The organism is Aquisediminimonas profunda (assembly GCF_019443285.1).
Taxonomy (GTDB): Bacteria; Pseudomonadota; Alphaproteobacteria; order Sphingomonadales; family Sphingomonadaceae; genus Aquisediminimonas; species Aquisediminimonas profunda.
In genome coordinates, this window is the sequence record NZ_CP080327.1 from 2,943,653 (window position 1) to 2,955,796 (window position 12,144).

A 12,144-nucleotide genomic window follows, 5' to 3' on the forward strand; every position below is an offset into this window, starting at 1 on the left:
CAGCTCAAGGCTTGCTCGATCTGCCTGGCAGGAGCGGAAGGAATTCAATACATCGATACGGATTGGGCAAACGTCCGTTCCGCAAGGATGGTTGCTTGTAAGCCGACTTCCCGGGCTGTCCAACTGCTCAGAATTTTAAGGACGCAAATTGAATGTCTGTTTTGGGGTCGGTTCCGGACTGTCAGCTTTTGGAAGGCAAACTTGGGAAAGCCGACATTCGCAAAATCGCAGACGCGCATGGGAGCAACCGCTGACGAGTGCAGCTTGAACCACTGTGGGCGACTACGGCCCAAGCAACCTGTCGTTCAACGGATTTGACGCCTCGATCGCCTTGGCAATATCGGAGCGCCTCCTGATGTTCCTCATATCACCACCTCGCGCCCGCGCGTGAAGCGCCAGCGAGCGACGCAAGGACAGGATTTCGCTCGTCAGGCGCTTCACGACACGACTTCGAGGATTCTCAACTTTAGTACCGTTGCGTCGTTTGACGATAAACCCTTCCAGCCTGACCAAGTGCTGCTCGCGTTCGAGGTCGGCCATCGAACGGGCAAGCATGGCCGCCAACTCAAGACTGTGATCGGTCCATTGGCTCCGGGCGAACTCGGACACGACGGAGTGCCAGAACGGCCAGTCCTCATCGGTCATGCGGACATGGCCGGGAACAGCGATCTCCCGCATTCCCGCCTTCATCACTTCGACAGCCTGGCTTGCGCTATCGATCCTCGGGTGTCTGGTCATGGCATGTTCCTCACGATTTTGGGTTTAGCAATAACTTTGGAGGATGGCAGCGGTGTCCCCCTGACCGGGTGCAGGGATGTAACCACCCCCTCCCGCCAACCTGCGCCACGCTCGCCACCAAAGCCAAATTGAGGGCATTTATGGCCGGCATGCGGAGCGGAGGTGTCCAGAGCCGGCGGCGGCAGGATATGACATGCCCCCCTCACGCCGCACCTGTGAAGAATGCGTCTGTTGGATCCGGATGCCTGGGATTGGTGACCACGTTCGTCGCTGCGACAGGTGCGATGAGAGGTATTACCCCCCTGTCACTCCGTTCACATTGTTCACTCTCCACCGAAACTGAGTGAACGGAGTGAACAGAGTGAATGGGGGTTACGAGCGAATAGCGTCCCTTGGCGTGCTTCTGGACCAGCGTCTCCTGCATCAGGCGAGCCAGCAGATGGCTGACATTGGAACGTGTCTTACCAAGCGCGTCGGCAATCTCGCTCGGCGACATCGGCTCGACGGCGCGGCCAAGCAACTCGGTGATCGCGCGCCGCTCATGGGTCTTGGCGATCTCACCGGCTTCACCCAGGATGCTCCAGCGCCCCGTGTCGCGGTCGAACTCGAGTGCCGTCTCGACTTCTTCGAGGTCGCGGCCGCGTCCATAAAGCACTGTACGCTGGCTTGCCACGTCGCGCGTCAGAACCAGGACACTGTCCGCGGCCCCAGTCAGCCCCCTGGTCCCGCTCACTGCGTCAAATGGGTCGTCCGCTTCCTGCTTGCGGGTATGATGCACGAGGACGATGGCTAGGCCGGTGTCGATGGCCAAGCGCTGGAGCATCGCGGCGAACTTGTAATCTGCCTCATACTGGGTCTCGCGTCCGCTGTTGATGCCGCGAACCTTTGCGAACACGTCGATGATGACAAGGCGAGGTCTGGACACACTGTCTATCCATGCCTGGAGCCGCCCAAGACAGTCACCGTCCATGTCCGGCCATTCGGTATGGAAGGTGAGCCGTTCGGAAGGATTGTTCACCCGCATGTGCCTGAGTCGACCTTGAAGGCGACGCGGGTTGTCCTCCAACGCCAGATACAGGACATCGCCCTGTTCGCAAGCCAAGGAGCCGAATGCCAGGGCCCCTGCCGAGACCGAATGGGCCCAGTCGAGAGCCAGCCACGACTTCCCCAGCTTGGGCGCTCCCGCAAAGACCGTAAGACCTTCGACAACATAGCAAGGCACGACATGCCTGAGCGGCGCGAACTGCATCTGCATGAGCCTGCTCGCCGATATCCCGCCTGGGTGCACAAGTGGTTCGTCCCAGGGATCAGCCATGGGATAGATCCAGGCGATCAAGGCATGAGGTCGTAATCGCCAAACGGCGGCAAACCGCGACGGCATCCAGTATCTTGTCGGTGTCGAGATGCGCGTACATCCACCGACTCGTAATCCTCAGGATGACTTGGTGGACGGACAAGGCGTCGTCACTGTGCGCGCAAGGGTTGCTGACTGCGAATAATGACCAATCGCGGGCTTTGGCAAGTGCCTTACGCGCCTGGCGGACGTCTGGCGGATCACCTCGCCCAATGAAGGTGTCAAAGCGGGCGTCCATGTCATCGCGCTGGAACAGTGCCGTCTCGGTCTTCATCAGCGCGTTCATGCAGCACCCTCCCGCCACCAATGGCGACGCAAGATCGGGCCAAGCTCCGGTTGCTGATAAGGGCGGATTCTGTTAAGAGGCTCTTGATCCCGCGAAAGATCATCGGAGCCTTTGCCACCTGTGTGGCGGGGCTTCGTTTTCATCAGGCGGCCTCCATCCTGGCCGCCGCGCGTTCAGCTATCCACTGGTCAACTTCGCTTTCGAGATGGCCAACGGCGCGGCCTTTGCCGCTCGGGTTCAAGGGAAAGCGTTTTGGGAAAAGGCCTTGGGCTTCAAGGTCGCGAAGCTGGCGGTCGCAATAGCCCGTCTTCTCTTCGGTTTGGTAGGTTCTGAGAACTTTCATTTCGTGGCTCCGATTGTTTCCGGAACCTTCCTATTAAGGGCATAATTTGCTCGTCCTAGAACCTATAATTCGGGTCAATTATTGGTCAGAGTTTTGCTTAAAGCTTTTCTCGACCTTGGCATAAGACCGCTTAATTTGCCTGGGCTCGCCCTGCGCAGGTGTATGCTTGAGGCTATCCGATGCACGCTGAAATGCCGCCTCCTTTGAGCCTCCAATGATCCCATATTGCCGCATCGCCAATTCACGGTCCGCAGCCCTGTGGCGCCACCTGTCTATGCGATCCCGCTTAGCTTTCGCCCTCAGACTTCCCGTCTTTCCTCTTCCCGGTGCTCCCCCATTTTCGGTGTAATAGAATTCGATGGCCTTCAAAGCATGCTCAGATGCCCAATCGGGAACGGGTAGCGACCACATAATTGCATGGCGCATGGCCTGGATAAGCCCAAGAGGATCTCCCCGCTCATATTGCTGGCGATACTGCAGCATCATCGGAGCTGCGATGCGCTCGGCCTCTTCTCTAGTCATCGCGCAGTCGCCAGCTGAACAACATTGCAATCGTCGTTTTCCAATATCCGCTCAACGAGGCTTGCCAGCGCCTTGAGTGCTTCGGCCTTCTCGTCGGCATAGGAATAACGATCATACGTGCCTTCAACGCCAGTTATGACGTGGCCAAGCGTCCGCTCCGATATATCGGGCCTCACCCCTGCCCTTGCCATTAATGACTTCGCGGTGCGCCTCAAATCATGCGTAACCCATGGCGCAATCGGGGCCTTTGCGTGCAAGTCCTCCTTGCCGTCCGAAAAGCTGTTGAAGGCAAGTTTGCCGCGACCCGTAAAAACAAACGGATTATCCTTCACTTTGGGTTGAGCCTCGATGATGTCGATTGCCGCATCCGGCAGCTTGAGCGAACCAGCGTTCACCTTCTCCCGAGCCTCTGAAGGGATTGTCCACACGCGATCAACAACATCCTCGTGCCGCATGGCCGCAACCTTTGCCCTTCGCTGCCCTGTCAGGAGCGCCATACGAACGAACGCGCCGAAGGTTCCGATCTCGCCACATGCAGCCCAGATTGTCCGGATTTCATCGTCAGTCAGGATGCGCTTGCGGGCGCGAGATATATGGCTGCCTGACCTCTTCATCTCTGGAATGATTGGCGAGACATATTCCTCATCATATTGCCGGAACCAGTTGAAGAGTTTTGCGAGTGTCGCCAGCACGCGATCAGCTTGCACCGCGCCATGATTATCGACCAGCTCATCCATAAGCGCAGTCACAACGCCGCGCCGGATTTCGAGAAATGGCCTGTCTCCCCATTTCGGATAGATATACTTTTTGAGTTGACGCTCGATTTCGCGCTTCGAGCGCAGCGGCACACCGTCCTGCTTCTTGCCGCCTTTATCAACCCATCGTGTAATAAAGCGCTCCGCAACCACTTTGAACGTCTCAGGCGGCGCCTTGGGCTTCTCATCTGGAAACACTTCGGTCTCACCGGCCTTGATCCTGTCGACGCCGATGCGGGCCTTCTCGCGGGCTTGCGCAACGGTCATTTTGCCCGGCTCACCGATGCTCTTCCAAACCTGCTTCCCTTTCGGATCGCGCGCGACAATGGAAAAGCTCTTTTTGCCCTTTGGCGACACGATCAGCGCGAGCCCGGTTGTCGCTCCATCAAATATGACCTGGCGCTTAGCGGGATTTGCGCGGGTGGTTTCGACGGCCTTTTCAAACCCCTTCAAGAGTGACGCTGGCTTCGGCATGGGCATAGCCTGTCTAACATCTGTCTAACTGATCGCCTTCCCGTTGAGTTAGCTAGGCTCCAGTCAATTCCAGATAAATGGCAGTATTTCTGCCCTTCATCAATCCTCCCCTCCTGATAATTCCCCTACATTCCGACTATCATCTCTCACTCTTAATCAGCGGTTCCTAGGTTCGAGCCCTAGTGCGTCCACCACCTAAATTATTGAAATTTAATTATTTTTTCTGATTTTCCAGCAGCTTGGAAGCGCTGCTGATAAATTCGCAATCACCGAGGCATCACACCTGAATCGGCCATGCATGCCATTCCAAGCCAGCGACCGCGTTCAGGATGCCAGTTTGGCTGCAGCGCATTATTCAGCCGTTTGCAGGCATGGACCGGCTAATCGAAAGCTGCCATCCGTTCAGCTAGATTGTGTACTTGGCTGATGGCTGCTTTCAGAATTTAGTTTTGGGGGCTCAATGTCTTCAATGGGGTGGAAGGCGAACATTGGCAACGAGACAGTTTGCGCCAGCAAGCGCTACTTCACATATCTCAACGATCAGTCGGTCCCCGGGCGAGCCCTGGTGGATGCGACCCTTGGTTACAGGTTCGATATTGCCGGCCTGCGGAAGGCCGAACTTCAACTCAACGTGACAAACCTGTTCGACAAGGCATATGTGTCCACGATTGGCTCCAACGGCTTTGGAAACAGCGGTGACAACCAGACGCTTCTGGCAGGCGCACCGCAGCAGTTCCTTGCCACAGTGAAGGTCGGCTTTTGATGAACAAGGCCCTGTTGCCCGGCGTGATGTTGCTTCTGAGCCTCGCGCCGGGTGCGGCTCAGGCCGAACCGGTTCTGATGATCTCGGTCGATGGCCTGCGCCCGGGAGACGTGCTGGATGCCGAGAAGCGGGGACTGAAAATCCCGAACCTGCGGCGGTTCCTTGTGGAGGGCAGCTATGCAAGCGGCGTGGTGGGCGTCTTGCCGACAGTCACCTACCCCAGCCACACGACACTCATCACGGGCGTAAGTCCGGACCAGCACGGCGTGGTCAACAACACGACATTTGATCCCAAGGGGATAAACCAGACCGGCTGGTATTGGTATGCACGAGACATAAAGGTGCCCACATTGTGGGACGCAGCCGCAAAGGCCGGCCGTTCGGTCGCCAATGTCTTCTGGCCTGTAAGCGTTGGCGCGTCATCGATTCGATGGAATCTGCCGCAATATTGGCGGACGGGCCATCCCGACGATCTGAACCTCATGAAGGCGCTCGCAACGCCCGGGCTTGTAGATCGCCTCGAAACGGAAGTTGGCAAACCTTATGTGCAAGGCATCGATGAGTCTGTTGAGGCAGACGAGAACCGCGGTGCCTTTGCGGTGCAATTGATCAAGGACCAGAAGCCGGACTTTGCGACGGTCTATCTGACCGGACTTGACCATCAGCAGCATGAGTCCGGGCCAGGTACGCCCGAAGCGCATGCCGTGCTCGAACGAATTGACACCATAGTCGGAACGTTGATCGCGACCGAGCGCGCTGTGCACCAGGACGCCGTTATCGCGCTGGTGAGCGACCATGGCTTTGCACCGACCACCGTCGAGATCGATTTCTTTCGCGCCTTCATTGATGAAAAGCTCATTACCCTCGACGAGAACGGCAAGGTCGCCGACTGGCTGGCTATGCCCTGGCCTTCCGGAGGCTCGGTGGCCATAGTCCTCGCAAAACCCGATGACAGTGCCGTTCGTGAACGTGTCAGCGCGCTGCTTGATCGCCTCAAGGTCGATCCCAACATGCAAATCGCGTCGATCATTCGAGGACCAGAGATCGCCGCGATGCACGGAAATCCTGAAGCCAGCTTCTATGTCGATATGGCTCCCGGCGCGATGAGCGGCGGCTTCAAAGGCCCGACGGCCGATATGGTCCGGCCATCACGCTCCAAGGGCATGCACGGCTATTTTCCGGCTTCTGCAGCCATGCGCTCCACCTTCATGATCATGGGGCCGAAGGTCGCCAAAGGACATGACTTCGGAGAGATCGACATCCGTGCCATTGCCCCGACAATTGCACGGATCATGAATGTCCCGTTTCCAAGTGCAGCGGTCCCCGCCTTGAAATAGTGCCGTCAAAATCGGGCCGTCGGGCAAGCACTTTTGGCGTTTGCTGCGCAGTTCTTATGACAATCGTTTATCGACTTCGCTTTAACTGCAATTCGTCACCGTAATTCGCTTACGACCTCAACCGCGTCGCCAAGGCTGATCGCGCCGCCGCGTACGACATTCGCGTAAACGCTGAGGTTATGGTTCAGCTCGCGCACCAAGGTTCGCATGATCGAGCTCGCCTTCTCGTAACCTGGCTGGGCTCGCGTCGTCATGACACATCGCGGGCATTCCATGGCGATGTCGAACTGCGCTCCTCCTACTGATACTTTTTTGCCGACCCAATCAAACTCTGCCGTGTCGCAGCACTGCTGATCGTCGCCCACTAGGATGTTGGGCCGGAAGCGCTCCCTGCCGACTTTCACGCCCGGCATCAGTTGCGCCATCCGGCGCAGCGAAGCTTCGGTGAGGAAGTTCATCGGAAATGCATCGAAATAGGTCCCGCGCGGCGAAGAATAGACCGACAATTCCTCGAGGACCTCCGGCGGAAACTTGCCCAGGTCGGGCAGCCCTTCATCCGGATTGAGCGCGAAGATTTCACGCAGCTCCTTTTCCAAATCGAAATCGGGATCCCGCCTGGTGCGGTAATGCTCCGCATCTTCCTTTGGCTGTAGCGGCCAAAGCGTCACGTCCCGGTCAAGGAATTCCGAAAGGCTGTTGTTGGCACCAGGATCGTCAGACCGGATCGTTTTGCCACCCGGCAGGCTTATCTCGACATGGGGGATCGAATTGTCGTTGCGGTGATCGACGTAACGGGCCGAACATTCGAGCAATTCACCGACACGCTTTGCGCTCAGGATATTGCCGTTTTCTTCATCCCTCAGTGCCCAGCCCCGATCCAGTGCCAGGCCGCCCGTGCCGACCACTACCCGATCGAGCGCTTCCCCCTGCATTGATTTGACCGGATAGCGATAGATGCCCGTCACTGAAAAATTCAAGTCACGATCTCCCCCGAATTCGTTCGCATCCCAAGCTAATCACCAATTTGGCAGAAGTCGAGCAATCTGAATTGGCGGCAGCATCGGTTGCAGCGCAAGCCGTTTCAGGGCAGCACTCCTGGTAGGGGATCTCCAGCATCCCGTCATGCACCTTGTCATCTGGTCAAACAACCATCTCGAAGGAGCGAGACGCTACCTCTGACTGGTAACTATCAGGGGGCCATGTCATGACACGCCAACTCATTTCTTCGGATGTCTGCTATCCCATACAGCGCTCTTGAAAGGTGCCGTTCCGGATCGGCCAACACAGCGGACAATATCAATTCGTCGCAGCGCAATCTTGGCAAAATTAACCGGGCAGTTTCCAGCACCAAAAGTAAGGTGAAATCCAAGTGTCCTGATCTCAAAATGTGTAGCATGATCGAAGCAAGCGCTAATCTCGCTCAATACTTCCGAACGGCGATGCGAAGCATGGCAAGTTCCGTACATCTGATAATGACCGGCGAGAATGAAGAACGGGCGGGCATGACGGCAACTGCCGTAACCTCCCTGAGTTTCGATCCTTTGTCGCTGCTGGTTTGCATAAACAGGTCGGCCACAATCTTCGATGTAGTGGAATTGAGCGGCCGCTTTTCAGTCAACGTGCTAAGCGAAGAAGATGTCGCAATTGCGAATGTTTTCGGCCAGTCCAGCAAGCGGGACGAGAGATTCACAAGAGGTGATTGGTCGGAAATTGGCGGCGTTCCAATTTTGAAATCTGCCGTTTCATCCATAGTCTGCAAACAGGCAAACTTCCTCGATCACGGCACACATCGCATCATTATTGGACAAGTTATTGCTGTGCGATTGAACTACTCCGCACGGCCGCTGCTCTATGTTGATGGCACATTTGCCTCGGCAAAGCCCTTTTCAAGCTGACGGCCTTCAATTTAGGGGCGCGCGCCCGTCCTTTAGCATATCGAGGGCGACATCCACTATCATGTCCTCTTGCCCGCCGACCATTTTTCGGCGGCCCAGTTCAACCAGTATCGCGCGTGTATCCAGACCATAGTCTGATGCGGCTTTTTCGGCGTGGCGAAGGAAGCTTGAATAGACACCGGCATAGCCAAGCGCGAGAGTTTCTCTGTCAACGCGAACCGGCCTGTCCTGTAGAGGCCGCACCAGATCTTCGGCGGCATCCATCAGCGCCATGACATTGCAACCATGGTTCCAGCCTTTGCGATCAGCAGCGGCGATGAACACTTCAAGCGGGGCGTTGCCCGCCCCCGCCCCCATACCGGCCAAGCTGGCGTCGATACGAACTGCCCCTTCCTGTGCAGCAACGATCGAATTCGCCGTCCCCAGGCTCAAATTATGATGGGCATGAATTCCGCGTTGTGTTCCCGAATTGAGCACGCGGTCATAGGCGCGCAGGCGATCCCGAACCCCATCCATGTCCAGGGCGCCACCGCTGTCGGTCACATAGACGCAGTGGGCGCCATAGCTTTCCATCAGCTTGGCCTGCTGAGCGAGGGCTTCTGGCTCAATCATATGGCTCATCATCAAGAAGCCCGCGACATCCATCCCAAGATCGCGTGCTATACCGATATGCTGCTTTGACACATCGGCCTCGGTGCAGTGGGTCGCAACGCGCACGGATCGAACGCCCAGATCATAAGCGCGCCTCAGTTCCTCGACTGTGCCAACCCCGGGAAGGATCAGCGTGGTCAGGATCGAGTGCGTCAGGACATCGGCCACGGCCTCAAGCCATTCCCAGTCGGTATGCGCGCCAAAGCCGTAATTGAAGCTTGCCCCGCTCAACCCGTCACCATGCGCAACCTCGATCGCATCGACCCCGGCCTCGTCGAGCGCTTTTGCAATGGCTCGAACATGGTCAATCCCGTACATATGCTTTATCGCGTGCATTCCGTCGCGCAGCGTCACGTCCTGGATGTAGAGCTTGTCGCGGGTTACATCGAATGTCATGCAACCATCCTTCGCGCTGCCAGAAGTTCGCCTGTCGCCTTGGCTGCTGCCGTCATGATGTCGAGGTTTCCCGAATAGCTCGGCAGGTAGTCGCCTGCTCCTTCGACTTCCAGAAAGATGCTGGTCTTGATCCCGGTAAAGTCGCCCATTCCTGGAATGTGCAGCCGGTTGTTGTCACCATAGCGCTCAAACTGGACTTCCTGTTTAAGTCGGTATCCTGGAACATAGGCCTGAACCTTGGCGACCATCGCCTTGACTGAAGCCCGGATTTCATCCTCATCACCACCTTCGGACAGGGTGAATACTGTATCACGCATGATCATTGGGGGTTCGGCCGGATTGAGGATAATGATCGCTTTGCCCTTGGCTGCGCCACCAACCACTTCGATTGCGCGAGCCGTGGTCCGGGTGAACTCGTCGATATTGGCACGCGTGCCGGGGCCAGCCGAACGAGACGAGACTGAAGCCACGATCTCAGCATAATGGACCTTGGCCACTTGACTGACGGCTGCCACCATCGGGATCGTTGCCTGGCCGCCGCATGTCACCATGTTCACATTGGGCTGGTCGAGATGGGCTTCCATGTTGACGGGTGGAACCGTGAATGGACCGATCGCCGCTGGAGTGAGGTCGACCACCTGGATCCCGTCGGCGCGCAGTGCTGCATCATGGACCTTGTGGGCATAGGCAGAGGTCGCATCGAAAGCGATGCCGATCTCAGGATAATTGGCCATCCGCTTCAGCCCCTCGATCCCCTCATGTGTCGTCGCGATGCCGTGCGCGCGGGCCATCGCCAACCCTTCCGACGCCGCATCGATGCCAACGACGGCCACCAAATCCATGTTCTGCGGATATTTGATCATCTTCATCATCAGGTCTGTGCCAATATTGCCCGAACCGATGATCACTGCCTTGATCCGTCCCACACAAATTCCCTTCAAACAAAACGCGCAACACAATTCCCGATGCCGTGGAGCTGCATCTCGAAAACATCGCCCTTTACTGCAGGTGCCAATGGAACGAGCGAGCCGGACAGGATTATGTCGCCCGCATCGAGAGAAACTCCGAAACCGCCCAGTGTATTTGCGAGCCAGGCGACTGCTTCGGCCGGCGAGCCTTGGACAGCCGCCCCAAAGCCCTCGCTTAGCGGCTCACCGTTCTTGTGGACTGATACCTTCAAGCTGGGCAGGTCAAAATTGTGCGGATCGGCCCGCGCTTCCCCCAGAATGAAAACACCACACGAGGCGTTGTCAGCCACCGTATCGATGATGCCTATCCGCCAATCATGGATGCGACTGTCTACAATCTCGAAACATGGTGCGATTGCTTCGGTTGCGGAGAGTACATCACTCGCGGAAACCCCAGGGCCCTTCAGCCCGCGTTTGAGAATGAAGGCAATTTCAGCTTCGGCGCGCGGCGCGATGAGTGCTTTGTCGTCGATGGAAATATCGCCTTCGACAGCCATCCAGTCTGTCAGGAAGCCAAAGTCCGGTTGATGGACGCCCAGCATGTCCTGAACGGCTCTGGACGTCACGCCAATCTTCTTGCCGACAACCTTTTCACCATCAGCGCAACGACGCGCCAGAAATTCGAGGGAGATTTCGTAGGCATCCTCAATGGTAAGTGTGGGATCGCGTTCAGCGATCGGAAGAATGGTCTTGCGATTGCGCAAGGCAGAATAAAGTTCTTCGCCAAAGCGGCGAATCGCCGGATTCAGTTTATCAAGTTCAGCCATCTATCCCTGACACACCCATTTGCGCCAAACGCCACCTAACCTTTGGTTGGATGGGCAGAGAAGATTGCCCGGCCAAAAGTTAGGTGTTGCCGATTGCCCATATGGCTTAGATAACACGTGCGTCGGTCGTTCAAAGAAATAACAAGGCCGAACATTGCGCGTCAGGAGTCTGGAGATGGGCGGCATGTTGCGAGGAGCCTCGAACGGTCCATTGACCGTTCTGATTGAAAAGTCTGCGCTGGATGGTCGCGGACGCGGCTTGCTGTTTCAAGACGCCACAAGGATTAGCGCAGATCACGTAAACTTCATGGCGAGATACGGACGTGGCCTGATCGGTGCCGCCATGACCCCTGAACGCGCCTATGGGCTTGGGTTGGCGCCAATGAACGACAACAGGACCAATGCCGACGCACCGCGCTATCTTGCAAGTGTGGAAGCGAAGGCTTGCACCGAAACGGGCATATCCGCCTCGGAACGTGCGCTTACCCTGCGCACTCTGGCAGAACCAACGGCTGTTGGCGAGGATCTTGTTTCACCCGGCCACATCATGCCCGCAATTGTCCCGAACAGGACGTCTAAAGACTCAAGGCTTGAAGCGCTCGCCTTTCATCACGCATCCCGCTTCAACGATGCGCTTGCCATCGCGTGGTGCGATATCCTTGATGAGCAAGGGAATGTCGCGAGCTGGACCTATTGTGAAGCTCTTGCTCAGGCCCATGCGCTCCCGCTGTTGGTCCGCATGGGCGAAGCTGCGGTCGATGCCCTAGCCTTGGCGAACAGTGCACTGGAGCCATCGATTAGCGTCGGTGCTGGCGGCCTTGACCGTGAACAATTCGCTTAAGGCCGTCCGCAATAGGCCCTTGATTCCCGCCTCCGAGATCCAGGCGGGCCTTTC

The 12,144-nt window shown here is 57.0% G+C and carries 13 protein-coding genes and 1 pseudogene; 4 read left to right on the top strand and 10 right to left on the bottom strand.

The genetic code is table 11. The features are described 5' to 3' along the window. Positions 1-282: 282 nt before the first annotated feature. The 6 genes from K0O24_RS14610 to K0O24_RS14635 all read right to left on the bottom strand — a co-directional run bounded on the left by K0O24_RS14610 (position 283) and on the right by K0O24_RS14635 (position 4,472). The gene (locus K0O24_RS14610) at positions 283-738 is read right to left on the bottom strand and encodes a hypothetical protein (protein WP_219893427.1); all 456 of its coding nucleotides are present in this window, start codon (positions 736-738) and stop codon (positions 283-285) included. A 202-nt stretch (positions 739-940) separates the two neighbouring features. Further along, positions 941-2,053 (bottom strand): AAA family ATPase, encoded by a 1,113-nt coding sequence (locus K0O24_RS14615; RefSeq protein ID WP_219893428.1) that lies wholly within the window; start codon positions 2,051-2,053, stop codon positions 941-943. Beyond that, positions 2,046-2,378 (bottom strand): hypothetical protein, encoded by a 333-nt coding sequence (locus tag K0O24_RS14620; protein WP_219893429.1) that lies wholly within the window; start codon positions 2,376-2,378, stop codon positions 2,046-2,048. Before K0O24_RS14620 ends, K0O24_RS14615 begins: the two co-directional genes overlap by 8 nt. A 142-nt stretch (positions 2,379-2,520) precedes the next feature. Then, positions 2,521-2,721, bottom strand: a complete 201-nt coding sequence (locus tag K0O24_RS14625; RefSeq protein ID WP_219893430.1) for an AlpA family phage regulatory protein — start codon at positions 2,719-2,721, stop codon at positions 2,521-2,523. A 78-nt stretch (positions 2,722-2,799) separates the two neighbouring features. Further along, positions 2,800-3,207, bottom strand: a complete 408-nt coding sequence (locus tag K0O24_RS14630) for a hypothetical protein (protein WP_219893431.1) — start codon at positions 3,205-3,207, stop codon at positions 2,800-2,802. Between the two features lie 32 nt (positions 3,208-3,239). Continuing rightward, complete coding sequence (locus K0O24_RS14635) at positions 3,240-4,472, bottom strand: tyrosine-type recombinase/integrase (RefSeq protein WP_219893432.1); 1,233 nt, start codon at positions 4,470-4,472, stop codon at positions 3,240-3,242. Between the two features lie 511 nt (positions 4,473-4,983). Here K0O24_RS14635 and K0O24_RS14640 point away from each other — a divergent pair. Together K0O24_RS14640 and K0O24_RS14645 are read left to right on the top strand one after the other, a co-directional pair. Next, a pseudogene (locus K0O24_RS14640) lies at positions 4,984-5,235 on the top strand (TonB-dependent receptor); the annotation flags it as partial. Beyond that, the gene (locus tag K0O24_RS14645; protein ID WP_219893434.1) at positions 5,235-6,572 is read left to right on the top strand and encodes an alkaline phosphatase family protein; all 1,338 of its coding nucleotides are present in this window, start codon (positions 5,235-5,237) and stop codon (positions 6,570-6,572) included. The pseudogene K0O24_RS14640 and the gene K0O24_RS14645, both read left to right, overlap by 1 nt. Positions 6,573-6,667: 95 nt before the next feature. On the opposite strand, the gene K0O24_RS14650 is transcribed toward K0O24_RS14645, so the two are convergent. Then, positions 6,668-7,549 carry an MOSC domain-containing protein gene (locus K0O24_RS14650; RefSeq protein ID WP_219893435.1) on the bottom strand — a complete coding sequence of 294 codons (882 nt, stop codon included), beginning with the start codon at positions 7,547-7,549 and terminating at the stop codon, positions 6,668-6,670. A 417-nt stretch (positions 7,550-7,966) separates the two neighbouring features. Between K0O24_RS14650 and K0O24_RS14655 the strand changes: the two genes are divergently transcribed. Next, positions 7,967-8,467 (top strand): flavin reductase family protein, encoded by a 501-nt coding sequence (locus K0O24_RS14655; RefSeq protein ID WP_219893436.1) that lies wholly within the window; start codon positions 7,967-7,969, stop codon positions 8,465-8,467. 6 nt (positions 8,468-8,473) lie between these two features. On the opposite strand, the gene dmpG is transcribed toward K0O24_RS14655, so the two are convergent. From dmpG to K0O24_RS14670, 3 genes are read right to left on the bottom strand one after another with little or no spacing between them, the layout of a single operon-like run. After that, positions 8,474-9,514, bottom strand: a complete 1,041-nt coding sequence (gene dmpG, locus K0O24_RS14660; RefSeq protein WP_219893437.1) for a 4-hydroxy-2-oxovalerate aldolase — start codon at positions 9,512-9,514, stop codon at positions 8,474-8,476. After that, the gene (locus tag K0O24_RS14665; protein ID WP_219893438.1) at positions 9,511-10,440 is read right to left on the bottom strand and encodes an acetaldehyde dehydrogenase (acetylating); all 930 of its coding nucleotides are present in this window, start codon (positions 10,438-10,440) and stop codon (positions 9,511-9,513) included. Before K0O24_RS14665 ends, dmpG begins: the two co-directional genes overlap by 4 nt. 11 nt (positions 10,441-10,451) lie before the next feature. Continuing rightward, positions 10,452-11,249 carry a fumarylacetoacetate hydrolase family protein gene (locus K0O24_RS14670; RefSeq protein WP_219893439.1) on the bottom strand — a complete coding sequence of 266 codons (798 nt, stop codon included), beginning with the start codon at positions 11,247-11,249 and terminating at the stop codon, positions 10,452-10,454. 175 nt (positions 11,250-11,424) lie between these two features. Between K0O24_RS14670 and K0O24_RS14675 the strand changes: the two genes are divergently transcribed. Further along, a complete protein-coding gene (locus K0O24_RS14675) occupies positions 11,425-12,090 on the top strand; it encodes a 3,4-dihydroxy-2-butanone-4-phosphate synthase (protein WP_219893440.1) in 666 nt (221 codons plus the stop codon). Positions 12,091-12,144 lie beyond the last annotated feature (54 nt).